Origin of the sequence: Vibrio inusitatus (genome assembly GCA_024346935.1) — a bacterium.
Classification (GTDB): Bacteria; Pseudomonadota; Gammaproteobacteria; order Enterobacterales; family Vibrionaceae; genus Vibrio; species Vibrio inusitatus.
This window is the reverse complement of the sequence record AP024878.1, coordinates 2,835,440-2,861,464: the sequence shown is the minus strand read 5'-3', so window position 1 is coordinate 2,861,464 and position 26,025 is coordinate 2,835,440. Positions and strand designations below refer to the sequence as shown.

General features: G+C 44.1%; 28 protein-coding genes. 25 read left to right on the top strand and 3 right to left on the bottom strand.

The window, feature by feature from the left end:
- Positions 1-336: 336 nt before the first annotated feature.
- The 23 genes from OCU48_RS13245 to glmU all read left to right on the top strand — a co-directional run bounded on the left by OCU48_RS13245 (position 337) and on the right by glmU (position 20,518).
- Positions 337-1,098: an amino acid ABC transporter substrate-binding protein gene (locus OCU48_RS13245; RefSeq protein WP_141347011.1), complete on the top strand. Its 762-nt coding sequence runs from the start codon at positions 337-339 to the stop codon at positions 1,096-1,098.
- Positions 1,099-1,198: 100 nt separating this feature from the next.
- A complete protein-coding gene (locus OCU48_RS13240; RefSeq protein ID WP_141347010.1) occupies positions 1,199-1,870 on the top strand; it encodes an amino acid ABC transporter permease in 672 nt (223 codons plus the stop codon).
- Positions 1,867-2,604 carry an amino acid ABC transporter ATP-binding protein gene (locus OCU48_RS13235; RefSeq protein WP_141347009.1) on the top strand — a complete coding sequence of 246 codons (738 nt, stop codon included), beginning with the start codon at positions 1,867-1,869 and terminating at the stop codon, positions 2,602-2,604. Before OCU48_RS13240 ends, OCU48_RS13235 begins: the two co-directional genes overlap by 4 nt.
- A 265-nt stretch (positions 2,605-2,869) precedes the next feature.
- Complete coding sequence (gene rpmH, locus OCU48_RS13230; protein WP_004400210.1) at positions 2,870-3,007, top strand: 50S ribosomal protein L34; 138 nt, start codon at positions 2,870-2,872, stop codon at positions 3,005-3,007.
- A gap of 45 nt (positions 3,008-3,052) precedes the next feature.
- On the top strand, positions 3,053-3,376 hold the full coding sequence (gene rnpA / locus OCU48_RS13225) for a ribonuclease P protein component (RefSeq protein ID WP_026012828.1): 324 nt from the start codon (positions 3,053-3,055) through the stop codon (positions 3,374-3,376).
- Positions 3,343-3,600 carry a membrane protein insertion efficiency factor YidD gene (yidD, locus tag OCU48_RS13220; protein WP_082957073.1) on the top strand — a complete coding sequence of 86 codons (258 nt, stop codon included), beginning with the start codon at positions 3,343-3,345 and terminating at the stop codon, positions 3,598-3,600. The genes rnpA and yidD overlap by 34 nt, the downstream gene beginning before the upstream one ends.
- Positions 3,601-3,602: 2 nt before the next feature.
- Positions 3,603-5,225, top strand: coding sequence for a membrane protein insertase YidC (gene yidC / locus OCU48_RS13215; RefSeq protein WP_141347008.1), 1,623 nt, complete (start codon positions 3,603-3,605; stop codon positions 5,223-5,225).
- 125 nt (positions 5,226-5,350) lie between these two features.
- On the top strand, positions 5,351-6,712 hold the full coding sequence (mnmE, locus tag OCU48_RS13210; RefSeq protein WP_141347007.1) for a tRNA uridine-5-carboxymethylaminomethyl(34) synthesis GTPase MnmE: 1,362 nt from the start codon (positions 5,351-5,353) through the stop codon (positions 6,710-6,712).
- 8 nt (positions 6,713-6,720) lie between these two features.
- Positions 6,721-7,155, top strand: a complete 435-nt coding sequence (gene mioC / locus OCU48_RS13205) for an FMN-binding protein MioC (RefSeq protein ID WP_167496232.1) — start codon at positions 6,721-6,723, stop codon at positions 7,153-7,155.
- Between the two features lie 476 nt (positions 7,156-7,631).
- On the top strand, positions 7,632-9,530 hold the full coding sequence (gene mnmG / locus OCU48_RS13200) for a tRNA uridine-5-carboxymethylaminomethyl(34) synthesis enzyme MnmG (protein ID WP_141347005.1): 1,899 nt from the start codon (positions 7,632-7,634) through the stop codon (positions 9,528-9,530).
- Complete coding sequence (gene rsmG, locus OCU48_RS13195) at positions 9,530-10,159, top strand: 16S rRNA (guanine(527)-N(7))-methyltransferase RsmG (RefSeq protein WP_141347004.1); 630 nt, start codon at positions 9,530-9,532, stop codon at positions 10,157-10,159. The genes mnmG and rsmG overlap by 1 nt, the downstream gene beginning before the upstream one ends.
- Before the next feature lie 14 nt (positions 10,160-10,173).
- On the top strand, positions 10,174-10,947 hold the full coding sequence (locus tag OCU48_RS13190) for a ParA family protein (protein ID WP_141347003.1): 774 nt from the start codon (positions 10,174-10,176) through the stop codon (positions 10,945-10,947).
- Between the two features lie 24 nt (positions 10,948-10,971).
- Positions 10,972-11,868: a ParB/RepB/Spo0J family partition protein gene (locus tag OCU48_RS13185; RefSeq protein ID WP_141347002.1), complete on the top strand. Its 897-nt coding sequence runs from the start codon at positions 10,972-10,974 to the stop codon at positions 11,866-11,868.
- A gap of 149 nt (positions 11,869-12,017) precedes the next feature.
- Complete coding sequence (locus OCU48_RS13180) at positions 12,018-12,407, top strand: F0F1 ATP synthase subunit I (RefSeq protein WP_141347001.1); 390 nt, start codon at positions 12,018-12,020, stop codon at positions 12,405-12,407.
- An 8-nt stretch (positions 12,408-12,415) separates the two neighbouring features.
- Positions 12,416-13,222, top strand: a complete 807-nt coding sequence (atpB, locus tag OCU48_RS13175) for a F0F1 ATP synthase subunit A (RefSeq protein WP_141347000.1) — start codon at positions 12,416-12,418, stop codon at positions 13,220-13,222.
- Between the two features lie 43 nt (positions 13,223-13,265).
- The gene (gene atpE / locus OCU48_RS13170; protein ID WP_017029793.1) at positions 13,266-13,523 is read left to right on the top strand and encodes a F0F1 ATP synthase subunit C; all 258 of its coding nucleotides are present in this window, start codon (positions 13,266-13,268) and stop codon (positions 13,521-13,523) included.
- A 66-nt stretch (positions 13,524-13,589) separates the two neighbouring features.
- The gene (atpF, locus tag OCU48_RS13165) at positions 13,590-14,060 is read left to right on the top strand and encodes a F0F1 ATP synthase subunit B (protein WP_141346999.1); all 471 of its coding nucleotides are present in this window, start codon (positions 13,590-13,592) and stop codon (positions 14,058-14,060) included.
- Positions 14,061-14,074: 14 nt separating this feature from the next.
- Positions 14,075-14,608, top strand: coding sequence for a F0F1 ATP synthase subunit delta (gene atpH, locus OCU48_RS13160; protein WP_141346998.1), 534 nt, complete (start codon positions 14,075-14,077; stop codon positions 14,606-14,608).
- Positions 14,609-14,621: 13 nt separating this feature from the next.
- Positions 14,622-16,163, top strand: coding sequence for a F0F1 ATP synthase subunit alpha (gene atpA, locus OCU48_RS13155; protein ID WP_141346997.1), 1,542 nt, complete (start codon positions 14,622-14,624; stop codon positions 16,161-16,163).
- Positions 16,164-16,207: 44 nt separating this feature from the next.
- Entirely contained in the window at positions 16,208-17,074 is an 867-nt protein-coding gene (atpG, locus tag OCU48_RS13150; protein WP_141346996.1) for a F0F1 ATP synthase subunit gamma, read from the top strand.
- Between the two features lie 34 nt (positions 17,075-17,108).
- Entirely contained in the window at positions 17,109-18,512 is a 1,404-nt protein-coding gene (gene atpD, locus OCU48_RS13145) for a F0F1 ATP synthase subunit beta (protein WP_141346995.1), read from the top strand.
- An 18-nt stretch (positions 18,513-18,530) separates the two neighbouring features.
- Entirely contained in the window at positions 18,531-18,953 is a 423-nt protein-coding gene (locus OCU48_RS13140) for a F0F1 ATP synthase subunit epsilon (RefSeq protein WP_141273330.1), read from the top strand.
- 200 nt (positions 18,954-19,153) lie between these two features.
- A complete protein-coding gene (gene glmU, locus OCU48_RS13135; RefSeq protein WP_141346994.1) occupies positions 19,154-20,518 on the top strand; it encodes a bifunctional UDP-N-acetylglucosamine diphosphorylase/glucosamine-1-phosphate N-acetyltransferase GlmU in 1,365 nt (454 codons plus the stop codon).
- Positions 20,519-20,596: 78 nt separating this feature from the next.
- Here glmU and OCU48_RS13130 read toward each other — a convergent pair whose 3' ends face one another.
- Positions 20,597-21,316, bottom strand: a complete 720-nt coding sequence (locus OCU48_RS13130; RefSeq protein WP_208727218.1) for an amino acid ABC transporter permease — start codon at positions 21,314-21,316, stop codon at positions 20,597-20,599.
- 115 nt (positions 21,317-21,431) lie between these two features.
- Between OCU48_RS13130 and OCU48_RS13125 the strand changes: the two genes are divergently transcribed.
- Complete coding sequence (locus OCU48_RS13125; protein WP_141346992.1) at positions 21,432-22,208, top strand: transporter substrate-binding domain-containing protein; 777 nt, start codon at positions 21,432-21,434, stop codon at positions 22,206-22,208.
- A gap of 51 nt (positions 22,209-22,259) precedes the next feature.
- Here the strand turns inward: OCU48_RS13125 and punC are convergent, their stop codons facing one another.
- Positions 22,260-23,438, bottom strand: coding sequence for a purine nucleoside transporter PunC (gene punC / locus OCU48_RS13120; RefSeq protein WP_141346991.1), 1,179 nt, complete (start codon positions 23,436-23,438; stop codon positions 22,260-22,262).
- A 106-nt stretch (positions 23,439-23,544) separates the two neighbouring features.
- Here punC and punR point away from each other — a divergent pair, with 106 nt between their 5' ends.
- Entirely contained in the window at positions 23,545-24,450 is a 906-nt protein-coding gene (punR, locus tag OCU48_RS13115) for a DNA-binding transcriptional activator PunR (RefSeq protein ID WP_141346990.1), read from the top strand.
- Between the two features lie 42 nt (positions 24,451-24,492).
- On the opposite strand, the gene ilvA is transcribed toward punR, so the two are convergent.
- Complete coding sequence (gene ilvA, locus OCU48_RS13110; RefSeq protein WP_141346989.1) at positions 24,493-26,025, bottom strand: threonine ammonia-lyase, biosynthetic; 1,533 nt, start codon at positions 26,023-26,025, stop codon at positions 24,493-24,495.

Genomic DNA, 26,025 nt, shown 5'->3' with positions numbered 1-26,025 from the left:
ATCGACCCCACAATACGGATAGAAAAAAGAGAAGGACCGTAATTTTACCCCCAGATTATCAAGATCGCTAGCAAATGATCGACGATCCAGTGCATAAGATCGAAGTTATTCACAATTAATCTGAAAAAATTGCAAAGATCTACATGATTACCCACAGAGCTATACCAAAACCTCACGATCCTCAAAGTAAGTTGTCAGTTATCCCCAACCTTTTTCACATTTTTTAATCAACAAAAAATCCTAATAACCATTCGGTTATGACTAATAACTTTTCGTTATTAGCCTAAGCTGAGCTTAGCTGTAATATTTCGCAGCATAAACACAAGGAGTAGTAGTATGAAAAACTGGTTAAAAGGCTTGGTATGCGCAACCGCACTAATTGCGAGTTTAGGACAAGCAGCTTATGCTGCAACAACAGAAGTAAAGGTGGGCATGTCAGGACGCTATTTCCCATTTACGTTTGTTGAGAAAGACAAGCTTCAAGGTTTTGAGGTTGATATTTGGGATGAGATCGCTCGTCGCAATGATTACGATGTGAAATACGTTACTTCAAACTTCTCTGGTCTATTTGGCATGCTAGAAACAGGTCGTATTGACACTATTTCAAACCAAATTACCGCTACTGATGCACGTAAAGCGAAATACCTATTCTCAGATGCATATGTTGTAGATGGTGCACAAATTACCGTGCGCAAAGGTAATGACAGCATAAAGACTATTGATGATTTAGCAGGAAAAACTGTTGCCGTGAACCTAGGTTCTAACTTTGAGCAATTGCTACGCAACCATGACAAAGACAACAAGATCAACATTAAGACCTATGACACAGGTATTGAACATGATGTGGCACTAGGGCGTGCTGATGCTTTTGTGATGGATCGTCTTTCGGCTCTAGAGCTGATCAAAAAAACGGGTTTACCACTACAATTAGCGGGTGAACCATTTGAAACCATTGAAAATGCTATGCCGTTCGTCAACAACGAAAATGGTCAGAAGCTTCAAAAAGAAGTGAACAGTGCTCTAACCGCAATGCGTGAAGACGGCACCCTAGCTAAGATTTCAGACAAATGGTTTGGCGCTGATATCACTGAAAAATAGTGTAACCATATATTTAGCTCAGCCTAATAAATAAGGCTTGGAGCCCACTATTTCTGCAGAGATAGTGGGCTTTGCTTTTTAAACGAAGAGATGTAACAAAATGGGATTTGATTTCAACTACATGCTGGAACTGCTACCGATACTGTTTAAGTATCTAGGCACAACTATGGAGATGGCTATTTGGGGCGGTATCTTCGCTTTAATTTTATCTCTCATTCTAGCCAACATTCGAGTCTTTAAGGTTCCGGTGCTGGATCAACTCAGCCAGCTTTACATCAGCTTCTTTCGTGGTACACCGCTTTTAGTTCAACTGTTTCTGCTTTATTACGGGCTACCACAAGTATTCCCTATAATGGTGGGTATAGATGCCTTTAGCGCTGCGGTTATTGGCCTTACATTGCACTTTGCAGCTTACATGGCAGAAAGCATTCGCGCAGCTATCATTGGTATTGATCGCAGCCAAATGGAAGCAAGTCTCTCTATTGGCATGACCACACGCCAAGCAATGCAAAGAGTCATACTTCCACAGGCAACACGCGTCGCCCTACCCTCTTTAATGAACTATTTCATTGATATGATCAAATCCACGTCCCTAGCATTTACTTTAGGCGTAGCTGAAATCATGGCCAAAGCTCAAATGGAAGCATCATCAAGTTTCCGGTTCTTTGAGGCATTCTTGGCAGTCGCACTGATCTACTGGGGTGTCGTTATCATTCTAACGCGTATACAAATTTGGGCAGAAAATCGATTGAATAAGGCGTACCAAAGATGATTCAACTAAAAAATATTCATAAACGCTTTGGTGACAGCGAGATCCTCAAAGGTATCGACATCGATATCGAGAAAGGAGAAATTATCGTTATTATCGGTTCTAGTGGCACAGGTAAATCTACTCTACTGCGCTGTGTTAACTTCCTTGAGCAAGCAGAGCAAGGTGAGATCAGCATAGATAATACTTATGTTAACTGTGAAAAATACAGTAAGGCTGAAGAACTGGCGCTGAGACGAAAAACAGGCTTTGTATTTCAAAACTATGCACTGTTTGCGCACATGACGGCTCGCCAGAACATTGCCGAGGGCCTAATCACGGTTCATGGCTGGAAAAAAGACAAGGCATTAGAACGCGCACAGCAAATATTGGATGATATTGGCTTGCAAGATAAAGGCGATAGCTACCCGGCAGCTCTATCCGGTGGTCAGCAGCAGCGAGTGGGTATCGGCCGAGCAATGGCGCTGGAACCAGAATTATTGTTGTTCGATGAACCAACCTCTGCACTTGATCCTGAATGGGTCGGTGAAGTATTGAACTTAATGAAGAAACTGGCAAATCAGCACCAAACCATGCTGGTGGTCACTCACGAAATGCAGTTTGCTCGTGAAGTCGCTGACCGGGTGATCTTCATGGCAGAAGGCAACATTGTAGAGCAAGGAAAACCTGAGGATATCTTTGGTAACCCACAGGATCCTCGCTTGAAAAAGTTTTTAAATCAAGTTGGGATCAAATAAGATCCTTGTGATTTGGATTTTTACACGTATAATCCGTCGACCGGAATTTCAGGTACGAGAGTCTTAATTTGGTTTCAATAGAAGCTGAGATAATAGATAACTTGTTTTTGAGCTAAACCAATCATTGACTATTTTAAAGACAGTGATTACAATTCCGCCTCTTTGTTGAGAGACGTCGGTATCCCTCTTATATATAAGAGAGAAATACAGCCCACGTCGGGTTTAACAAGAACCTAAAAACTACTGATCAGTAAAGGTAATAACCATGTCTAAACGCACTTTTCAACCTTCAGTTCTAAAGCGTAAACGTACTCACGGCTTCCGTGCTCGTATGGCTACTAAGAACGGTCGTAAAGTAATTAATGCACGTCGTGCTAAAGGCCGTGCGCGCCTTTCAAAATAATTCGCGATTATTTTGACTAAGTACGCGTTCAATCGGGAGTTACGTCTGTTAACTCCCGAACATTATCAAAATGTCTTCGAAAAGGCTCACAGAGCTGGCTCCCCTCATTTTACAATCATCGCTCGTAAAAACTCTCTTACTCATCCAAGACTTGGATTAGCAGTACCTAAAAAGCAAATAAAAACAGCCCCTGGCCGTAATAGGTTCAAAAGAATCGCACGAGAAAGCTTCCGTCTTAATCAGCACAAACTTGCTAACAAAGATTTTGTTGTTATTGCAAAGAAAAGTGCCCAAGATTTAAGCAATGATGATATGTTTAAACTCTTCGATAAACTATGGCAAAGACTTTCTCGCCCTTCGCGTGGATAGCGATAGGTCTAGTTTACCTATATAGAGTTGGTATTAGTCCGTTCATCGGACCACGCTGTCGTTTCACCCCAACCTGCTCCGAGTACGCAATCTTGGCATTAAAAAGTCACGGATTTGTAAAAGGGTGTTGGTTATCGGGTAAACGTCTATTAAAATGCCACCCTTTAAATGATGGCGGATACGACCCTGTACCACCAAAAAACACAACAAACAGAGATAAATAACGATGGGTTCTCAACGTAATATCCTGTTTATCGCATTGGCTATGGTTTCATTCTTGTTATTTCAACAATGGCAAGAATACAAAAACCCAACAGCTCCTGCGACTAACCAGGCACAATCTAGTAGCAGCTCTTTGCCAGCGCCTTCAATGGCTGACGACATGGACCCTGCTCCAGAAGCAAACCATACGGCAAGTATTGTATCCGTTAAGTCAGACGTTCTCACTCTATCTATCGATGCTGTCGGTGGTGATGTGGTGTCTGCTTCATTAAATAAATACGCTGAAGAATTTGAATCTAAAGAGCGCTTCGTTCTTTTAGATAAAAAAGGCAACGAGCAATACATTGCTCAAAGTGGCCTGATCGGTCCGCAAGGCATCGATTTAAGTAGCACATCTCGTCCTAACTATAAAGTAAGCGCAGACAGCTTCACTTTAGCAGAAGGTCAAGATGAGCTGCGTGTACCAATGACTTACACTGCGAATGGCATTGATTACACTAAAACCTTCATCCTTAAGCGTGGCAGCTACGCAATTGACGTAGTTTACGATGTGACAAACCACTCTGGTGCGAATGCAACAGTCGGTATGTACGCTCACCTTCGTCAAAACCTGCAAGATGCTGGTGGTAGCCTAACAATGCCTACTTACCGTGGTGGTGCATACTCTACAGAGTCTACACGCTACAAAAAGTACAGCTTTAGCGATATGCAAGATCGTAACCTACAGCAAAACCTGCCTAACGGTGAAGGTTGGGTTGCAATGCTTGAGCACTACTTTGCTTCAGCTTGGGTTCCACGTGATGCACAAGGCGCAAGTATTTACACTCGTGTAGTCGGTAACCTAGGTGACATCGGTGTTCGTCTTCCTAACAAGACAATCGCAAACGGTGAAACTGGTGAAATGAAGGCAACTCTATGGGTTGGTCCTAAGCTTCAAAAAGATATGGCAGCGGTAGCTCCTAACCTTGAACTCGTAGTTGACTACGGTTGGTTATGGTTCATTGCTAAGCCACTTCACTGGTTGCTGTCTATGATCCAAAGTGTTGTTATCAACTGGGGTCTAGCGATTATCGTACTAACCTTCATCGTTCGTGGTGCTATGTATCCACTGACGAGAGCTCAGTACACCTCTATGGCTAAAATGCGTATGCTGCAACCAAAACTGACAGCAATGCGTGAGCGTATTGGCGATGACCGTCAACGCATGAGCCAAGAGATGATGGAACTGTACAAAAAAGAGAAAGTAAACCCACTCGGTGGCTGTCTACCTCTTGTCCTACAGATGCCAATCTTCATTGCTCTATACTGGGCATTGATGGAATCAGTTGAATTGCGTCACTCACCGTTCTTCGGTTGGATCACTGACCTTTCAGCACAAGACCCGTACTACATCCTACCTCTATTGATGGGTGCAAGTATGTTCATGATTCAGAAGATGAGCCCTACGACTGTAACGGATCCAATGCAGCAGAAGATCATGACCTTTATGCCGGTTATGTTTACCTTCTTCTTCCTATGGTTCCCATCGGGTCTAGTTCTTTACTGGTTGGTATCAAACGTTGTTACGCTGATTCAGCAAACGTTGATCTACAAAGGTCTAGAGAAAAAAGGCTTACACTCTAAATAGAGCTTAAGTTAGCCAATATTAATAAGAGAAGGCGACCTTAGGGTCGCCTTTTTATTTTCTATGAATTGAGCAACTTACTGTAGTTTAAGTATACAATTTACCTAATTATTCCAATTGAGACGAACATGACTAACGATACTATTGTGGCTCAAGCCACAGCGCCAGGACGTGGCGGAGTAGGCATAATTCGAGTTTCAGGCCCACAGGCTAACCAAGTTGCACAATTAGTTGTGGGGCGTGAGCTTCAGCCTAGACGCGCAGAATACCTGCCCTTTGTGGACGATGCAGGTGTACAGCTAGACCAAGGCATCGCATTGTACTTTCCTAACCCTAACTCCTTTACTGGTGAAGATGTATTAGAACTTCAAGGCCACGGTGGCCCTGTTGTAATGGATATGCTGATAAAGCGTATCCTGTCGATCTCAGGTATTCGCCCTGCACGCCCAGGAGAGTTCTCTGAACGTGCCTTCCTCAATGACAAAATGGATCTGACTCAAGCAGAAGCCATTGCTGACCTGATTGATGCTAGCTCAGAAGAAGCCGCCAAATCAGCACTGCAATCACTGCAGGGTGAGTTTTCAAAACGCATCACGACTTTAGTCGAATCGCTGATACATCTACGCATTTACGTAGAAGCTGCCATTGATTTTCCTGAAGAGGAAATCGACTTTCTAGCCGATGGTAAAGTAAGCACTGACTTACAAAGGATCATCGATAACCTAGAAGCCGTGCGCGCTGAAGCCAATCAGGGTGCTATCATGCGCGAAGGCATGAAAGTGGTCATTGCCGGTCGCCCAAATGCAGGTAAATCTAGCTTACTCAATGCCCTTTCAGGCAAAGAGTCTGCCATTGTTACTGATATTGCAGGTACCACGCGTGATGTGCTTCGAGAGCACATTCATATTGATGGCATGCCACTGCATATCATTGATACCGCAGGGCTTCGTGAGGCCTCTGATGAAGTCGAGAAGATAGGTATCGAACGTGCCTGGGAAGAGATACGACAAGCAGATCGCGTATTATTCATGGTTGATGGCACCACAACGGATGCCACCAATCCTCAAGAAATATGGCCCGAATTTGTGGACAGACTACCCAATAAGATGGGAATGACCGTCATTCGCAACAAGGTTGATCAAACCCAAGAGACTCTGGGTATCTGTCATGTAAACGACCCCACCCTAATTCGCCTAAGTGCGAAGACAGGCCAAGGTGTCGATTCCCTACGTAACCATTTAAAAGAGTGTATGGGATTCTCTGGCACTAGCGAGGGTGGTTTCATGGCTCGTCGTAGGCACCTTGATGCCCTAGATAAAGCAGCAGAACACCTCTCTATTGGTCAGCAGCAACTAGAAGGCTATATGGCGGGAGAAATTCTGGCAGAGGAACTTAGGATCACTCAGCAACATCTCAACGAGATCACCGGGGAGTTCAGTTCCGACGATCTTCTAGGTCGTATCTTCTCATCATTCTGTATAGGAAAATAAACATGTCCATGATTCACTTGATCACAGGTAGCACCTTAGGTGGAGCAGAATACGTTGCTGACCATCTTAATGATTTACTGCAAGATATGGGTAAAGATACCGAGATACACAATCAACCAAACTTAGATGAAATACCTGCGCAAGGGACTTGGTTAATCGTCACTTCAACTCATGGTGCGGGTGATTATCCTGAAAGCATCCAACCATTTATTGAGCAACTTCAACAGACACCACCAAACACCCAGGCTCTCAACTATGCCGTTATCGCTATCGGTGACTCAAGCTACGACACCTTCTGTGGTGCAGGATTGCATTGTCAGGAGTTACTTGAGGATATTGGTGCGACACCATTATCGGAGTGCTTAACCATTGATGTACTCCGTCATCCTGTGCCAGAAGAGGCGGCTGAAGAGTGGTTCGAAGACCATAAACATCTATTTTAAGCTCTATTTACTCACTTAATAATAACTAGGTCGATGTGCTTTATTGCTCATCGGCTTTTTTTTTAAGGTTCGTTTGCTCACAAAACAACCGATCATTAGCTCTAATTTCTGTGGATAACTACATAGGTATTCAGTGATTAACCTATAGTTATCCCAATAACAACTTATAGTGATCCACCCCCCTGTGCATAAGTGCCCATTTTGATCCCAGCTAATACAGAGTTAGATCCACTAGAGATCACAGTAAGTGATCTTACTAAAGGCCTTGATCTTGTTGATCAAATCTCAGTTATCCACACTGGATCCGTTGCTTAATAATAGATCTAATAAAAGATCTATATAAAGATCTTATATATATTAAGCAGAGCAGAATTTGTGTAAAACATTAAAAGCAATTTTCTAATGATCAGAAAGAAGGTAGAATACGCCTCCTTTTTGTTCACTCATTTCACGATAGCGATATCCGAGGCCAACTCATGCTTTATCACGAAAAATTTGATGTCATCATCGTTGGTGGTGGTCATGCTGGTACTGAAGCTGCATTGTCTGCAGCAAGAACGGGCCAAAAGACACTCCTGTTGACCCATAATATTGATACTTTGGGGCAGATGTCTTGTAACCCAGCCATTGGCGGTATTGGTAAGGGCCATCTCGTGAAAGAGGTTGATGCTATGGGTGGATTGATGGCGAGAGCCATTGATCACGCAGGCATTCAATTTAGAACACTCAACGCATCAAAGGGCCCTGCTGTGAGGGCAACTCGCGCTCAAGCTGATCGTGCCCTGTACAAAGCGTTTGTACGATCAGAATTAGAAAACACCCCAAATCTAACGTTGTTTCAACAATCAGTGGATGACTTGATCGTTGAGAACGATCAAGTTAAAGGTGTTATCACTCAAATGGGCCTCAAATTCGAAGCCAAAGCAGTTGTACTAACCGTTGGTACATTTTTAGGTGGCAAGATCCATATAGGAATGGAAAGTGCTTCAGGAGGCCGTACAGGCGATCCTTCTTCGATCGCTCTCGCGCAACGTTTACGTGATCTTCCCTTTAGAGTTGATCGACTTAAAACAGGAACTCCGCCAAGGATCGATGCTCGTAGCGTTGATTTTAGCCAACTAGAAGTACAACACGGTGATAACCCGACTCCTGTGTTTTCATTCATGGGTAATCGAAGCCAGCAACCCGCTCAAGTACCGTGCTACATCACCCATACCAATGAAGCAACTCATGAAGTGATTCGCAATAACTTAGATCGCAGCCCAATGTATGCGGGTGTTATTGAGGGAATTGGGCCAAGATACTGTCCGTCTATTGAAGATAAAGTGATGAGATTTGCTGACAAAAATAGTCACCAAATATTCATTGAACCAGAAGGTTTAACAACACACGAACTCTATCCGAACGGTATCTCAACAAGTTTGCCTTTTGATGTGCAAGTTCAACTCGTTCGTTCGATGAAGGGCTTTGAAAATGCCCATATTGTTCGCCCTGGTTATGCTATTGAATACGATTTCTTTGATCCTAGAGATCTGAAACACACCTATGAAACCAAGTTTATTCAAGGTTTGTTCCTCGCTGGCCAAATTAACGGTACGACTGGCTACGAAGAAGCTGCGGCACAAGGTTTGATGGCAGGTCTAAACGCGAGCCTATACTCTCAAGAAAAAGAAGGCTGGTCGCCTCGTCGTGATCAGGCTTACATGGGCGTCCTTATCGACGACTTATCAACCATGGGTACCAAAGAACCGTACCGAATGTTTACGTCTAGGGCGGAATATCGCTTGTTGCTTCGTGAAGACAATGCAGATATTCGCTTAACTGAAAAAGCACACGAACTTGGGTTGGTTTCTGAGGAGCGTTGGGCTCGATTCAATCAGAAAATGGAAAATATGCAGCTTGAACGTCAACGTCTTGCGGGAACGTGGATTAATCCTAAATCTGAAGGCGTGGATAAATTAAATGCAGTGCTAAAAACTCCGTTGACACGAGAAGCAAGTGGTGAGGATCTTTTGCGTAGACCTGAACTTACTTATCGACAGCTTACAGAGCTAGAAGGCTTTGGCCCTGCCCTAGAAGATCAACAAGCTTCTGAGCAAGTAGAGATCCAAGTAAAATACGAAGGCTACATTCAGCGCCAGCAAGACGAGATAGCAAAATCGTTGCGTCATGAAAACACTCAATTACCAACAGATATTGATTTCTCGTTGGTTTCTGGCCTATCCAATGAAGTTGTCGCTAAACTGACGGACACTAAACCTGAAACGATTGGCATTGCGTCTCGAATTTCAGGTATTACACCTGCAGCCATTTCTATCTTGTTGGTTTATTTGAAGAAACAAGGTTTGCTGAAGAAGGGCGAGGAAGTCGCATAATGAACTTACATCAACAATTAGAGTCACTAGTTGCAAAAACAGAATTGACAGTTTCAGCAAAACAAATTGATCAGTTAGTCGGGTATGTGGAACTATTGAATAAATGGAATAAAGCCTACAATCTGACGTCAGTTCGAAATCCAGAAGATATGCTGGTAAAGCACATCATGGATAGTATTGTTGTATCCCCTCACTTAGAAGGACAACGATTTATTGATGTTGGCACTGGCCCTGGTTTACCAGGTATTCCTTTGGCAATTATGAATCCTGAGTGTGAGTTTTTCCTATTGGATAGCCTTGGAAAGCGTATCCGCTTTATCAAGCAAGTGTTGCATGAGCTTAAGATTGACAATGTGACAGCTGTTCTTAGTCGAGTTGAAGAGTTTCAACCAGAAGATAAGTTTGATGTAGTTTTAAGCCGAGCATTTGCATCCATGACTGACATGGTAAATTGGTGTCGTCACTTACCAAAAGAAGGTAGTGGAGTCTTCATGGCATTAAAAGGGCAAGCATCGCAAGACGAGATAGACCAACTTCCTGCTTGGTGTAACGTGATCAGCGTCAAACCTTTGACAGTACCTGAGCTCGATGGTGAGCGACATCTTGTAATCTTACAAGACCAAAACTAGGGAAGAGTTTGCACGTGGGAAGAATTATATCAATTGCCAACCAGAAAGGTGGCGTAGGCAAAACCACCACCTGCGTCAATATAGCGGCCTCAATGGCGGCTACTAAGCGTAAAGTTTTGGTCATTGACCTAGATCCCCAAGGCAATGCCACAATGGCCAGTGGGGTAGATAAATATCAGATTGAGACAACAGCTTATGATCTGCTAGTGGAAGAGACACCATTTGCAGAGGTTGTTACTCGTTCAACAACGGGTGGCTATGACCTCATTGCGGCGAACGGTGATGTAACCGCCGCTGAAATTAAGTTGATGGAAGTATTCGCTCGTGAAGTAAGGCTAAAAAATGCCTTGGCGGGCGTGCGCGATCAGTATGACTTTATCTTCATCGATTGCCCTCCTTCTCTCAATCTTCTGACAATTAACGCTATGGCCGCATCAGATTCAGTTCTGGTTCCAATGCAGTGTGAATACTTTGCTTTGGAAGGACTGACTGCACTTATGGATACCATCAGTAAGTTGGCTGCAGTCGTTAACGATAATTTGAAGATCGAAGGGCTACTACGCACCATGTTTGATCCTCGAAACCGTTTATCTAATGAAGTTTCGGATCAGCTAAAGCAGCACTTTGGCACCAAAGTGTACCGTACCGTTATTCCAAGAAACGTACGTCTAGCGGAAGCCCCAAGTCATGGTAAGCCAGCAATGTATTACGATAAGCAATCTGCAGGTGCTAAAGCCTATTTGGCGTTAGCGGGTGAGATGCTTCGCCGTGAAGAAGTTGCTGTATAAAAATATTTCTAAGGAAAAATGTCAATGTCCAAGCGTGGCTTAGGTAAAGGATTAGATGCACTGCTATCTACCAGTGCAATAGCAAGGGAAAAAAACACGCCATCGGCAGCGCAGCAATCCGTTTCTCATTCTAACAGCGGTGACATGCAAGATATCGCTGTTGAGCGCTTGCAGCCGGGCGTCTATCAGCCTAGAACGGAGATGGATGAGGAAGCGCTAGTTGAGTTGAGTGCTTCTATTCGCTCTCAAGGCATAATTCAGCCTATTGTTGTGCGCCAAGTAGATACTGACAAATATGAAATTATCGCTGGTGAGCGCCGTTGGCGTGCAGCTAAGCTTGCTGGACTGACTCAAGTGCCTTGCGTAGTTAAGCGAGTACAAGACAAGGCAGCTATCGCTATGGCCCTTATTGAGAACATTCAGCGCGAAAATCTCAATGCGGTTGAAGAAGCTCATGCTTTGGAAAGTCTACGTACAAAATTTGAGCTTTCGCATCAACAAATTGCTGATGTTATCGGTAAATCTAGAGCCGCTGTAAGTAACCTATTACGCCTTAATCAACTAGAAAATGAAGTAAAGAGCTTAGTTTCAAATAGCCAACTCGATATGGGGCATGCTAGAGCGTTACTCGCTGTTGATGGTGAGCAACAAGTTGAACTAGCACTGCATGCAGTAAAAAAGCAACTTACGGTTCGCCAAACAGAGCAATTAGTAAAAAAATCCCTTCAACCACCGGTTAAAGTTGATGAAAAAAGCATCGATCAGGACGCTATTTTATGGTCAGAAAAATTGTCAGAAAAATTAGGAAATGACGTTTCTTTGATCCGGGGCAAAAATGGCAAGGCTAAATTGACGATTAGTGTTGATGAACCTCACAAATTAGAGCAGTTAATCGCCAAGCTAGAGCGCATCGTGGGATAATTGATTTTGTTCAATATCCGTGCGAATAGGCTCACAATCACTTGTCTTTTTCCTGAATATTTGCGCATAATGCGTGACGTTGGATACAAAATTCGGAATTTTCGCTTGATTTTGATAAAAGCGAAAGTTGTTTTTCGAGGAAAGAATACATGGTAACTGCGCTTACTAAACCTGGGCGAGAGCTTGCAAAGCGATTGCTGCTGATTGAGTTTAGCGTGGTTATGTTAGTGGCAACTGGGGTCAGCATTACTGTAAATCCTAGTTGGGGGCTATCGGCACTGATTGGTGGTGGCATTTTTGTCATTGCGAATGCAGTGTTTTCTTTATTCGCGTTTCTGTATGCGGGCGCAAGGGCGACAAAAATCGTTACCTTTTCGTTCTATACAGGTGAAGCGCTTAAGATACTCCTGACTATAGTTTTGTTTTCCGTTGCCTACGTGTATATGGAGTTGGAACTTGTTCCACTCAAGCTAACCTATTTGCTGGTCTTACTTATTAATATGTTTGCGCCAGTGTTTTTTATTAACAAAAGAAAATAGGAAAAGTTATGGCTACGCCTGGTGAAGCGTTGACATCTTCTAGTTATATTGACCATCACTTACAAAATCTTTCTTTAGCTAAGTTAGGTATTGTTGCTGAAGGCAGTTTCTGGAATGTGCATATCGATAGCCTGTTATTTTCTGTGTTAACTGGTGTGTTATTCCTTTGGGTATTTCGCTCAGTAGCAAAGAAAGCAACAACTGGTGTACCAAGCCGATTACAATGTGCTGTTGAAATGGTAGTGGAATTCGTTGGTGAGAACGTAAAAGACACTTTCCATGGACGCAACCCGTTGATTGCACCATTGGCCTTAACAATATTCGTGTGGATTATTTTAATGAACTTGATGGACCTTGTGCCTATCGATTTCTTACCTTATCCAGCTCAGTTAATGGGTATCCCTTATCTTAAGGTGGTTCCTACAGCTGACGTGAGTGTTACTATGGCTATGGCACTTGGCGTATTTGCTTTGATGATTTACTACAGCATTAAAGTAAAAGGCGTCGGTGGCTTTGCTAAAGAATTAGCTCTGCATCCTTTTAACCATCCAATTATGATTCCGTTCAACTTGCTTTTGGAAGTTGTATCGCTACTAGCGAAACCAATTTCTCTAGGTATGCGTCTGTTCGGTAATATGTTTGCTGGTGAGGTTGTATTCATTCTTTGTGCTGCAATGCTCCCTTGGTACTTACAATGGGTAGGTTCTCTACCTTGGGCTATCTTCCATATTTTGGTTATTTTGATCCAAGCCTTTGTATTTATGATGTTGACCATCGTATATCTATCAATGGCTCATGAAGATAGTGATCACTAATTTTATAAACGTAAACTCTAAAATTAATATTGGAGAATTTTAAATGGAAACTGTTCTAAGTTTTTCTGCTGTTGCTGTAGCGATCATCGTTGGTCTGTGTTCAGTGGGTACTGCTATTGGCTTCGCAATTCTAGGTGGTAAATTCCTAGAAGGTGCTGCTCGTCAACCAGAAATGGCACCAATGCTTCAAGTTAAGATGTTCATCATCGCGGGTCTTCTAGATGCGATCCCAATGATTGGTATTGTAATCGCACTACTATTCACGTTCGCTAACCCATTTGTTGGTCAACTAGCTGGTTAATCCATAATTTGAGACAAATTCGTTTGTCACAAATTAATTGTTAGTCAACATATAGGAGTAGCTGTTGTGGAAATGAACGCAACAATGCTAGGTCAAGCTATCTCGTTTGCAATGTTTGTCTGGTTCTGCATGAAGTATGTATGGCCACCAATCATTGAAGCGATTGAAGAACGTCAGAAAAAAATTGCTGACGGTCTCTCTGCTGCTGAACGCGCAGAGAAAAATTTGAACCTAGCACAAGCCAACGCTTCTGAGCAATTGAAAGAAGCGAAGCGCACAGCAACTGAGATCATCGATTCAGCGAACAAACGTAAAGCTCAAATTATTGATGAAGCACGTGAAGATGCACAGGCGGAACGCCAAAAAATCTTAACGCAAGCTGAAGCAGAAGTTGAAGCAGACCGTAGCCGCGCTCGCGATGAACTGCGCAAACAAGTTGCTACTCTGGCTATTGCTGGTGCCGAGAAGATTTTGGAGCGCTCAATCGATAAAGAAGCGCAAAAAGATATTCTTGAAAACATTACTGCAAAACTTTAACAGAAGGGGCGCTTATGTCTGATTTGGTAACAATCGCACGCCCCTATGCTAAAGCAGCATTCGAATTTGCGGTGGACAAAGACGCGTTAGACCAATGGGGTCAAATGTTGGCTTTTGCCGCTGAAGTGACAAAGCACCATGAAATTTCAGATTTATTAGATGGTTCATTAACAGCCAACAAACTATCTGAACTTTTCATTACGATTTGTGGCGAACAACTTGATGAACATGGCCAAAACCTGATTAAGGTGATGGCAGGGAATGGTCGATTGAAGGCTTTACCTGATGTTCTTGCTGAGTTTTTAGCTCTTCGAAGAGAGCACGACAAGTTTATCGAAGTAGACGTTATTTCTGCTTCAGACCTGTCGAAGCAACAGCAAGACGACATGATAAGCAAGTTAGAGCAACGCTTTGACCGCAAAGTGAAGCTGAATTGCAGTATAGATGAGACCCTACTTGGTGGGGTTATTATTCGAGCCGGAGACCTAGTCATTGATAACTCAGCGCGAGGTCGTTTGAACCGCCTGAGCGATGCATTGCAGTCTTAATGGGGATTGGAGCATGCAACTTAATTCCACGGAAATTAGCGATCTAATTAAACAACGTATTGAATCTTTCAACGTTGTAAATGAAGCTCGCAACGAAGGTACTATCGTTTCGGTAAGCGATGGCATCATTCGTATCCACGGCCTTGCAGAAGTTATGCAAGGCGAAATGATTGAATTACCGGGTGGCCGTTACGCGCTAGCACTTAACCTCGAGCGTGACTCGGTTGGTGCGGTAGTAATGGGCCCATATGCTGACCTACAGGAAGGCATGAAAGTAACAGGTACTGGTCGTATCCTTGAAGTACCAGTAGGCCCAGAACTACTAGGTCGTGTTGTAAACACGCTTGGTGAGCCTATTGATGGTAAAGGTCCGATCGAAGCGAAACTGACTTCTCCTGTAGAAGTAATCGCTCCTGGCGTTATCGACCGTAAGTCGGTAGACCAACCTGTACAAACGGGTTATAAGTCAGTTGACTCAATGATCCCTATCGGTCGTGGTCAGCGTGAACTTATCATCGGTGACCGTCAGACTGGTAAAACAGCGATGGCAATTGATGCCATCATTAACCAGAAAGATTCTGGTATTTTCTCCATTTATGTAGCAATCGGTCAGAAAGCTTCAACCATCGCTAACGTGGTTCGTAAGCTTGAAGAATCTGGTGCACTAGCAAACACTATTGTTGTTGTTGCTTCTGCATCTGAGTCTGCTGCACTGCAATACCTAGCGCCTTACGCTGGTTGTGCAATGGGTGAATACTTCCGCGATCGCGGCGAAGACGCACTAATCATCTATGATGATCTGTCTAAGCAAGCGGTAGCGTACCGTCAAATCTCTCTACTACTGAAACGTCCACCGGGTCGTGAAGCATTCCCAGGTGACGTATTCTACCTTCACTCTCGTCTACTAGAGCGTGCTGCTCGTGTGAACGAAGAGTATGTAGAGCGTTTCACCAAGGGTGAAGTAAAAGGTAAGACTGGTTCTTTGACAGCTCTTCCTATTATCGAAACCCAAGCAGGTGACGTATCAGCATTTGTACCTACAAACGTAATCTCGATTACTGATGGCCAGATCTTCCTTCAAACTGAACTATTCAACGCAGGCGTACGCCCAGCTGTTGACCCAGGTATCTCGGTATCTCGTGTAGGTGGTTCAGCGCAGACTAAGATCATCAAGAAATTGTCTGGTGGTATTCGTACAGCACTAGCTCAATACCGTGAACTAGCTGCATTTGCTCAGTTCTCTTCAGACCTTGATGAAACGACTAAGAAGCAACTTGATCACGGTGCAAAAGTGACAGAACTGATGAAACAGAAGCAATATGCTCCTATGTCAGTTTTCGACCAAGCGCTAGTTGTCTTTGCTGCTGAGCGTGGTTTCTTAAACGATGTAGAACTTAATAAAGTTCTAGATTTTGAAGCTGCTCTACTGTCGTACGCTCATGGTCAGTACGCTGATCTAGCGGAAGAGATCAACCAAACGGGTGCTTACAGTGACGAGATTGAAGCTCAGCTTCAAAAGATCGTAACTGACTTTAAAGCAACCCAAACCTGGTAATTGGTTGGTGACTTGAAAGAGTCACCTACTAACGGAGAGTAACGATGGCCGGCGCAAAAGAAATACGTAATAAAATCGGTAGTGTTAAAAGCACACAGAAGATTACGAAAGCTATGCAAATGGTGGCCGCTTCAAAAATGCGTCGCTCGCAAGATGCGATGGGAGCGTCCCGACCATATGCAGAAACAATGCGTAAGGTGATCGGTCATTTGGCTAGCGGTAGCCTAGAGTACAAACATCCGTACCTAGAGGAACGCGAAGCCAAGCGTGTTGGTTACATCATAGTTTCTACCGACCGTGGTTTGTGTGGCGGCTTGAACATTAACTTGTTCAAGAAAGCTATTTTAGACATGCAAACTTGGAAGGAAAGTGGTGCTGAAGTTGACCTTGCCGTTATCGGTACTAAGGCAACAGCATTCTTTAATAACAGTGGCGCTAAAGTGTCTGCTCAAGTTTCTGGTCTAGGCGATGAGCCAAGCCTTGAAGACTTGATCGGTTCTGTTGGCGTAATGCTGAAGAAATATGATGAAGGTGAGTTGGATCGCCTTTTCATAGTGTTCAACAAGTTTGTAAACACTATGGTTCAAGAACCAACGATCGATCAATTACTGCCTTTACCTAAATCAGACAGCGAAGAGATGCAACGCGAGCATCAGTGGGACTACATTTACGAGCCAGAGCCAAAACCTCTGCTTGATGCACTTCTGATTCGTTATATCGAATCAAGCGTGTACCAAGGCGTGGTTGAGAACCTAGCTTGTGAACAGGCCGCTCGAATGATTGCGATGCAAGCAGCAACGGATAACGCAACTAACCTGATTGAAGATCTAGAGCTTGTTTATAACAAAGCTCGTCAGGCTGCGATTACCCAGGAGCTATCAGAAATTTGTTCTGGTGCCGCTGCGGTTTAGTTTTAGGACAACGAATTAGTTTAGAGGATTAACAATGGCTACAGGTAAGATCGTAGAGATCATCGGTGCAGTAGTCGACGTAGAGTTCCCACAAGGCGAAGTACCACGTGTATACGACGCACTAAACGTAGTTGACGCTCCAGAACGTCTAGTTCTTGAAGTTCAACAACAGTTAGGCGGTGGCGTAGTTCGTACTATCGTAATGGGTAGCTCAGACGGTTTACGTCGTGGACTAGATGTTACAAATTCTGGTGCTCCAATTACAGTTCCAGTAGGTACTAAAACTCTTGGTCGTATCATGAACGTTCTTGGTGACGCGATTGATGAATGTGGTGAGATCGGTGCTGAAGAGCATTACGAAATTCACCGACCAGCACCTAGCTATGAAGATCAGTCGAACGCGACAGAACTTCTAGAGACAGGTGTAAAAGTAATCGACTTGGTTTGCCCATTCGCTAAGGGTGGTAAAATCGGTCTATTCGGTGGTGCAGGTGTAGGTAAGACCGTTAACATGATGGAACTTATCAACAACATCGCACTTCAGCACTCAGGCCTATCTGTATTTGCGGGTGTAGGTGAGCGTACTCGTGAGGGTAACGACTTCTACTACGAAATGCAGGAAGCTGGTGTTGTAAACATCGAAAAACCTGAAGAATCTAAAGTAGCAATGGTTTACGGTCAGATGAACGAGCCACCGGGTAACCGTCTGCGCGTTGCACTGACAGGTCTAACTATGGCGGAGCGTTTCCGTGATGAAGGCCGTGACGTACTATTCTTCGTAGATAACATCTACCGTTATACCCTTGCGGGTACTGAGGTATCGGCACTTCTAGGTCGTATGCCATCTGCGGTAGGTTACCAGCCAACTCTTGCAGAAGAGATGGGTGTACTACAGGAGCGTATCACGTCAACGAAGACGGGTTCTATCACATCTGTACAGGCGGTATACGTACCTGCAGATGACTTGACGGATCCATCTCCGGCAACAACGTTTGCTCACTTGGATGCAACGGTTGTACTTAGCCGTAACATCGCAGCTATGGGTCTATACCCTGCGATTGACCCACTGGATTCAACATCTCGTATGCTTGATCCATTGGTTGTTGGTCAAGAGCACTACGACGTGGCTTCAGGCGTTCAAACTACGCTACAGCGCTATAAAGAGCTAAAAGATATCATCGCAATCCTAGGTATGGATGAGCTTTCTGAAGAAGATAAGCAAGTGGTATCTCGTGCACGTAAGATTGAGAAGTTCCTTACTCAGCCTTACCACGTAGCGGAAGTATTTACTGGTGACCCAGGCGTTTACGTACCTCTTAAAGAGACACTACGTGGATTTAAAGGCCTACTAGCTGGTGACTACGATGACATTCCAGAGCAAGCATTCATGTACTGCGGTAGCATTGATCAAGCTCTAGAGAACGCTAAGAAGCTATAAGTCTGATTAGGAGGCAATATGGCAGCAATAACCTTTCACCTTGACGTGGTAAGCGCAGAGAAAAAACTCTTTTCTGGGCGCGTAGAAACGTTCCAGGTGTCCGGTAGCGAAGGTGAGCTTGGTATTTTCCATGGCCACACCCCGCTGTTGACCGCTATTACTCCTGGTATGGTTCGCATCGTTAAGCAACACGGTCACGAAGAGTTCATTTATGTCTCTGGTGGTATCGTTGAAGTTCAGCCTGGTACAGCTACTGTACTGGCTGATACAGCAATCCGTGGTGAAGATATCGATGCTTCCAAAGCAGAAGAAGCCAAACGCAAAGCTGAAGAGAGTATTCATAATCAGCACGGCGACATGGACTTTGCTCAGGCAGCCAGTGAATTGGCTAAAGCGATTGCTCAAGTACGAGTTGCAGAACTTACTAGAAAGCGTCGCTAATAACATTAGCCATAGCGTAAAGACAAAGGTGGCCCTAGGGTCACCTTTTTGTTTAAGTGCTTAAATAAAAATCATCGGTTAATATATAGCTAAGTGACTTCTGGATGTTGCGTGAAAAGCGCGTGTCATCCAGAGGTCACTTATTTAAATAATAATGGATAAAACCAAAAAAATTCACGATCAGTTTCAAGGAATAAGTGATGAACAATTTCAGTGCCGTCATTCTGGCTGCGGGTAAAGGTACTCGCATGTACTCAAAGAAGCCAAAAGTGCTGCATACACTGGCAGGTAAACCAATGGCTAAGCATGTTATCGACACATGTATTGGTTTAGGCGCAAACAATATTCATTTGGTGTTTGGTCACGGCAGTGACCAGATGAAGGCAACTCTTGCTAGCGAACCGGTAAATTGGGTTGAGCAAAGAGAGCAACTGGGTACAGGTCACGCCGTTGATCAAGCATCACCACATTTTTCTGATGATGAGAAAGTCATGGTGTTGTATGGCGATGTTCCCCTTATTACTAGTGAAACTGTAGAAGCACTCCTTGATGGACAACCAGAAGGTGGTGTAGGGCTGTTAACCGTGGTTCTAGATAATCCTATGGGTTATGGTCGTATCGTTCGTGAGAATGGCTCTGTGGTTGCTATCGTTGAACAAAAAGATGCAACAGAAGATCAGAAAGCCATTTGTGAGATTAACACGGGTGTTCTAGTGGCAGATGGCAAAGATCTGAAACGTTGGTTGTCGAATCTAAGTAACGATAATGCTCAGGGTGAATACTATCTAACGGACATCATTGCGGCTGCGCACAATGATGGTAAACAGATTCAAGCGGTTCATCCTGCGAGTGCCATTGAGGTTGAGGGTGTTAATGATCGTCGTCAACTAGCACGTCTTGAGCGCGCATTTCAACAGATGCAAGCGGACAAATTGTTAGAGCAAGGCGTTATGCTTCGTGATCCTAGTCGTTTTGATTTACGCGGTACGCTGCAATGTGGCATGGATGTAGAGATCGATGCCAATGTAATTATCGAAGGCAGTGTGACCATTGGCGATAATGTTGTGATTGGTGCGGGTTGTGTACTGAAAGACTGTGAAATCGACGATAACTCTCTAATTCGTCCTTATTCTGTAATTGAAGGTGCAACGGTAGGTGAAGACTGTACTGTTGGTCCATTCACACGTCTTCGTCCAGGTGCTGAGATGCGCAATGACTCGCACGTAGGCAACTTCGTAGAAGTGAAAAATGCACGTATTGGTGAAGGTTCTAAGGCTAACCACCTGACTTACTTAGGTGATGCAGAGATTGGCCAGCGCACCAACATTGGCGCGGGTACAATTACCTGTAACTATGATGGTGCAAACAAATTCAAAACCATTATTGGTGATGACGTATTTGTTGGCTCAGACAGCCAATTGATTGCTCCGGTCACTATTGCTGACGGTGCAACCGTAGGTGCAGGCTCGACAGTCACTAAAGATGTGGGTGAGAATGAGCTTATTATTTCTCGTGCTAAAGAGCGCCGCATTGCCAACTGGCAGCGTCCAACTAAGAAGAAATAACACGCTTGTTTCTTTTTGTTGAATAAAGAAAACCCCGCTTATAGTGGGGTTTATTGTTTTTAGGGACATTGATGACTGTTAGTGACTAGGAATAGCGTAGCGCTTTTCTAGCCAGCGGACACCTTGTGAGACTGCCAGAATCAAGATCAAATACTCTAATACTAGGAAAGTATAGATCTCCAAAGGTAAGTACTCATTAACCACCAGCTCGTTGGCTCGCCTGGTAAGGTCACTCAAACCAATAACACTCACCAGTGATGACATCTTAAGTATGTAAACAAACTGATTGCCCAGTGGTGGCAGAATTTGACGAAATGCTTGAGGAAAGATAACCAACCGCATAGTCTTCCAATAGCTAAGACCCAGAGCGTGAGCCGCTTCATGTTGACCACGTTGAATGGCTTGAATTCCGCCTCTAAAGACCTCTGCCATAAACGCACTCTCCGCTATCGATAGTGCAATAACACCAGCCCAATAGTGATTAAGAGAGATATCCATCAGAGTAGGAAGGCCATAGTAAACCCACAGCAGTAGCACTAATACCGGAATAGAGCGTATCGACTCTACGTATACTCGATTAATGCCTCTCACATAGGGGCTTTTAGATAGCGCTGGCATCGCCACAACAAAGCCAATCAACATGGCGAAAAACATACTGATTAGAGAGATACTGATAGTGGCACTAAAGCCATCAGTCAGAAACTTGAGGTTTGTCATTCCTTGTTTGGTAGAGGGGTCAAGTACATACCATCCCCACTCATAATCTGAACAACCTGTGAGCATCACACAACAGAGCATCACAGTCAGAGTATTAAATTTCAAAATATGCCCATCCTTAAGCACACAAACACTTATAACCTGTTATGGTAACAATAACATCAAACAAACGTTACTGCTTTTAAAGGGATTTATGATGAAGAAGTTACTTTTGGCATTGGGCCTTTCTATTTTGTCACTGTCACCAGCAATGGCCGAAACCAGTCGATTGCAAGAAATCTTAAACAAGGGTGTATTGAGGGTCGGTACAACTGGGGATTGGAATCCAATGACAATGAAAAATCCAGCGGACAACAGTTACCGTGGTTTTGATATTGATGTGACGACGGAACTCGCTAAAGATCTGGGTGTGAAGGTTGAGTATGTAGCGGCTGACTGGAAAACACTGGTCAATGGTATAACAGCCAAAAAGTACGACATCACCGGTAGTGCATCGTTAAATATGTCTCGTGCTAAAGTGGCAGGTTATAGCCAGCCATATTTCTACCTAGCATTTGTACCAGTAGTCCCGAAGAAAGACCTAGAAAAGTATTCTGATTGGGCCGATTTCAATAAGGCTGATATTAAGGTTGCAGCAACCTTAGGTACGGTACAAGAGAAGATGGTAAAAGAGTTCTTCCCTGAAGCACAACACATCGTTATTGAAGCGCCAGCTCGTGATTTTCAAGAAATACTCGCACGAAGAGCAAATGTATCAGTGACCTCAAATGTCGAGGCTGCCACGCTGGTGGAGAAGTTTAAACAATTGGCAGTGGTTCCGGTTGCTGAACCAAAGAACCCAACTCCGATCTCGATGCTTTTGCCACAAAACGACCAAGTATGGATTAACTATGTTAACCATTGGGTTGAGTTGAAAACTACCCAAGGATTTTTTGACAAAACCGCTAAGAAGTGGGGCTTGACCAGTCTGTAGTGGGCAATTTAAATAAGAGAAGGGAGCGAATAATCGCTCCCTTTTTTGATCTTACTGAGCTGTCGCTTGAATTAAATCAGCTTTTTGACGAGTTAACAGAACACCACCAACCAGACCTACGAGACAAATGATCATAGTCCAACCCGTCGCAACAAGTGCTTGTTGAGCAAAGAACGCTACCAGCATACTTGCCATGCTACTGACACAGATCTGAATACTATTTTGCAATCCAGCAGCAGTTGCAGGGCTATTTTGTGCACTCGATAGAGCACGGTTAACCACGATAGGATAAAGCGCACCATTCGCCACTGCCACAAAGCAAAATGGTAAAAGAATCGGCCAGATAGAAGTTAGTGTGCTTTGACTAGCAATGAATACTGCGATAACGGCTAACGTAAATAGCATTAGAAGTATTGGCAATACTTTGCCATCACCATAGCGCTCTACAGATTTCTTACCGGCATAGCCACCGACCATAAAGGCGATCGTTTGTGGAATAAAGCTCATGCCTATGTCTTTTGCTGAGTAACCCAGTTGAGACATGATCTCTGGCATACCGGTTAAATAGGCAAAGAATACAGCAGAGGTCATTGAGAATATGACGACATTGCCGATAAAGGTGCGATTCTTGATAAGAGAACGCAGATCAGATTTAAGAGAAACACTTTTAACTGGCTTGGCTTCTTTTGGCTGTTTAGCGGTGACAACCAGCAATATTGCACCAATCATTGCTAACACAACGAAGATACTTTCCCAGCCTAGAGTCGTGTTTAGTAACACACCTAGTTGAGGTGCTAGTGCAGGCGATAAAGCGACAAGAGGCATAATTGAAGCGAAGATTCGTTGGCGGTCATCGGCTTTATAGCGCTGAATAACCATGGCTTGCCAAATCACTGTTGGAGCACACACGCCAATCGCTTGGATAAATCTAAATACCAATAGCTGAGAAACCGTAAAGCTCAAGCTTATACCGATAGAGGCAACGGTAAAGATCGCTAGACCTAGCGCAAGGGTGCTTCGCAGACCAAATCGATCAGAAAGAATTCCCCATGCCAATTGGCCAACCGCAAGCCCAACCAAAAAGATACTTAAAGACAAAGCTATAGGCTCAGGGCCTGTGGCAAAATCGGCTTGCAGAGTTTGGAATGCTGGCAGGTACATATCGGTGGCGATAAAACCAAGCATAGAGAGTAGGGCCAAGTAACCCATTTGTAATTTGCTGACGGACATCGGAAACCATTTCAGAGAATTAATTTGTTGTCGGGCATTCTAAATTGACTTAAGCAACAAATTAAGCGCTAAAATATGTAGTTATCTATCAAAAAAATTGAAAGCTATGTTATCTCAGAAGAATTTTGAATTATTAGATGTAGTCGCTCGTCTTGGCAGTTTTTCCGCTGCTGCTGAGTATTTGCATAAGGTGCCATCTGCAGTAAGTTACTCGGTAAGACAAATAGAGCTTGAGCTCGATGTGTTGTTATTTCGACGCTTGCCTCGCAGAGTTGAGCTAACGCCTGCAGGAGAGATCTTCCTTGAACAAGTGCGGTCTATGCTGCGTCAAATTGAAGAGGCTAAGGCACAGGCCAAGCGCACCGCTCAAGGCTGGCAGCAAACTCTAAAGATCACTCTTGATAACATAGTGAAACTGGATAACCTGCAACACTTGATTGACGATTTCTATAAGCAGTTTGATTTTGCTGAGCTGCAGATCAACATGGAAGTGTTTAATGGTTCTTGGGAAGCCATAGCCCAAGAGAGGGCGGACATTGTGTTAGGCGCCACCTCGGCTATTCCAGTAAGTGGTGATTTCGGTATCAAGGATATGGGAAAAATGAATTGGGTGTTTGTATGCTCTCCATTACATCCACTGACGCAGAAATCCAGCCTGAAGGTTGAAAATGTGGCGGCTTACCCTAGTGTTAGTCTTGATGATACCTCTAGAGTTCTTCCTAAGCGGCACCAGACGCTGTTTACTAATCAAAGGCGACTTCTTACGCCTAACTGGCATACCGCTATACGATGCGTTAAAGAGGGCGTTGGCGTTGGGTTTATGCCTGAACATATCGCTAAGGCGCTGGTGAGTAACAAGGAGCTCGTTACTCTTAGTATTGATTTTCAAGCACCGCCGAGTGAGTGCTGTATGGTGTGGAGAAAAGATAGTAGCAATAAGCTGATTGAATGGATGCTTAATTATCTAGGTGAAGAGAATAAGTTGCATCAAGACTGGATCAAGAGCGAATAAAAAAGCAGCCCGTAGGCTGCTTTAGCAAGAGAGTTACTTTATTTAGCTAAGGAAGAACCGATAGGATGGGTTATCCGACTCATCTTTGTATCCATAACCTAGCTCTTCTAAGTGGCTCGAGAAGCGCTCAATATCATCTTCTGTCAGCTCAAATCCACATAGTACGCGACCGTAATCGGCACCATGATTACGATAGTTGAATAAGCTGATGTTCCAATGAGTACCTAGGGTACTTAAGAACTTAACTAGGGCACCAGGGTATTCTGGGAACTCAAAGCTGTATAAGCGTTCTTTTAATGGTGTTTTTGGTTTACCACCGACCATATAACGCACATGCAACTTCGCCATTTCATCATCGGACAAATCAACCACAGGATATCCACCCTGTTGCAGATCCGCGATGATGCTATCGAGTTCAGCTTGCCCTTCAAGTAAGCGAACACCAACAAAAATATTCGCTTGTTTGTCATCGTTGTAGCGGTAGTTAAACTCAGTCACCGCGCGACCACCGATCAGGTTGCAGAACTCAAAGAATGCGCCTTGACGCTCTGGGATAGTCACCGCAAGTAGGCCCTCACGTTTTTCACCCAATTCACAGCGCTCTGAAACATAACGCAAACCATGGAAGTTGGTGTTTGCACCAGACAACACCGTGGCAAGCTTGTTGTTTTTAAGCTCATTTTTCTCTGCGAATTTCTTCAAACCAGCCAGTGCTAACGCACCTGAAGGCTCAGCAATAGCGCGAGTATCCTCGAAGATGTCTTTGACGGCTGCGCAGATTTCATCACTAGATACTGTAATGTGCCCATCGATATTTTCGTTACATAGACGGAAGGTTTCGCTACCAATCTGTTTAACGGCAACACCATCAGCGAACATGCTAACTTGATCTAGGGTAACGGGCTTTCCAGCATCTAATGCCGCTTTTAAGCAGGCAGAGTCTTCCGGTTCAACTGCAATGACCTTGATATTAGGCATTAGCTGCTTAACCAGTACCGATACACCCGCCGCTAAACCGCCGCCACCGACAGGGACAAAAATGTAATCCAAGTGACCATTTTGCTGAATCATTTCCATACCAATAGTGCCTTGTCCTGCAATCACTAGCGGGTGATCAAATGGAGGTACAAAGGTATAGCCATGCAGTTCAGACAAACGCTCAGCCTCAGCCTTCGCTTCATCAAAGTTACTGCCGTGCAGTACAACAGTACCGCCGAAAGCACGAACAGCATCTACCTTGATATCTGGCGTTGTTTTTGGCATTACGATAGTGGTATTGATGCCAAGCTTGGTGCCAGAGTACGCCATACCTTGAGCATGGTTTCCTGCTGATGCTGCAATGACCCCTGCTTGTTTTTGCTCTTCTGTTAGGCTAGCGACCATATTGTAGGCGCCACGCAATTTGAAAGAGTGAACAGGCTGTCGATCTTCTCGTTTTATCTGAATGTCGTTGTGTAATCGCTCCGATAAACGAGGCATATCTTGCAACTGAGTAACTGTTGCCACCTCATAGATCGGTGCACGCAGAACTTGGCGCAGATAATCTGCGCCAGACAGTGGGGTAGTAAGACTCAT

Excerpts from the sequence above, each read along its gene's own strand:
- OCU48_RS13185 (WP_141347002.1), top strand. The coding sequence starts at position 10,972 with ATGTCCAAGCGTGGCTTAGGTAAAGGATTAGATGCACTGCTATCTACC.
- OCU48_RS13245 (WP_141347011.1), top strand. The coding sequence starts at position 337 with ATGAAAAACTGGTTAAAAGGCTTGGTATGCGCAACCGCACTAATTGCG.
- OCU48_RS13130 (WP_208727218.1), bottom strand. The coding sequence starts at position 21,316 with ATGCTCTGTTGTGTGATGCTCACAGGTTGTTCAGATTATGAGTGGGGA.
- mnmE (WP_141347007.1), top strand. The coding sequence starts at position 5,351 with ATGACTAACGATACTATTGTGGCTCAAGCCACAGCGCCAGGACGTGGC.
- punC (WP_141346991.1), bottom strand. The coding sequence starts at position 23,438 with ATGTCCGTCAGCAAATTACAAATGGGTTACTTGGCCCTACTCTCTATG.
- OCU48_RS13140 (WP_141273330.1), top strand. The coding sequence starts at position 18,531 with ATGGCAGCAATAACCTTTCACCTTGACGTGGTAAGCGCAGAGAAAAAA.
- mioC (WP_167496232.1), top strand. The coding sequence starts at position 6,721 with ATGATTCACTTGATCACAGGTAGCACCTTAGGTGGAGCAGAATACGTT.
- mnmG (WP_141347005.1), top strand. The coding sequence starts at position 7,632 with ATGCTTTATCACGAAAAATTTGATGTCATCATCGTTGGTGGTGGTCAT.
- rpmH (WP_004400210.1), top strand. The coding sequence starts at position 2,870 with ATGTCTAAACGCACTTTTCAACCTTCAGTTCTAAAGCGTAAACGTACT.
- ilvA (WP_141346989.1), bottom strand. The coding sequence starts at position 26,025 with ATGAGTCTTACTACCCCACTGTCTGGCGCAGATTATCTGCGCCAAGTT.
- OCU48_RS13125 (WP_141346992.1), top strand. The coding sequence starts at position 21,432 with ATGAAGAAGTTACTTTTGGCATTGGGCCTTTCTATTTTGTCACTGTCA.
- atpD (WP_141346995.1), top strand. The coding sequence starts at position 17,109 with ATGGCTACAGGTAAGATCGTAGAGATCATCGGTGCAGTAGTCGACGTA.
- yidC (WP_141347008.1), top strand. The coding sequence starts at position 3,603 with ATGGGTTCTCAACGTAATATCCTGTTTATCGCATTGGCTATGGTTTCA.
- rsmG (WP_141347004.1), top strand. The coding sequence starts at position 9,530 with ATGAACTTACATCAACAATTAGAGTCACTAGTTGCAAAAACAGAATTG.
- atpG (WP_141346996.1), top strand. The coding sequence starts at position 16,208 with ATGGCCGGCGCAAAAGAAATACGTAATAAAATCGGTAGTGTTAAAAGC.
- OCU48_RS13235 (WP_141347009.1), top strand. The coding sequence starts at position 1,867 with ATGATTCAACTAAAAAATATTCATAAACGCTTTGGTGACAGCGAGATC.
- glmU (WP_141346994.1), top strand. The coding sequence starts at position 19,154 with ATGAACAATTTCAGTGCCGTCATTCTGGCTGCGGGTAAAGGTACTCGC.
- atpA (WP_141346997.1), top strand. The coding sequence starts at position 14,622 with ATGCAACTTAATTCCACGGAAATTAGCGATCTAATTAAACAACGTATT.
- atpB (WP_141347000.1), top strand. The coding sequence starts at position 12,416 with ATGGCTACGCCTGGTGAAGCGTTGACATCTTCTAGTTATATTGACCAT.
- OCU48_RS13240 (WP_141347010.1), top strand. The coding sequence starts at position 1,199 with ATGGGATTTGATTTCAACTACATGCTGGAACTGCTACCGATACTGTTT.
- atpE (WP_017029793.1), top strand. The coding sequence starts at position 13,266 with ATGGAAACTGTTCTAAGTTTTTCTGCTGTTGCTGTAGCGATCATCGTT.
- punR (WP_141346990.1), top strand. The coding sequence starts at position 23,545 with ATGTTATCTCAGAAGAATTTTGAATTATTAGATGTAGTCGCTCGTCTT.
- atpH (WP_141346998.1), top strand. The coding sequence starts at position 14,075 with ATGTCTGATTTGGTAACAATCGCACGCCCCTATGCTAAAGCAGCATTC.
- yidD (WP_082957073.1), top strand. The coding sequence starts at position 3,343 with ATGGCAAAGACTTTCTCGCCCTTCGCGTGGATAGCGATAGGTCTAGTT.
- OCU48_RS13180 (WP_141347001.1), top strand. The coding sequence starts at position 12,018 with ATGGTAACTGCGCTTACTAAACCTGGGCGAGAGCTTGCAAAGCGATTG.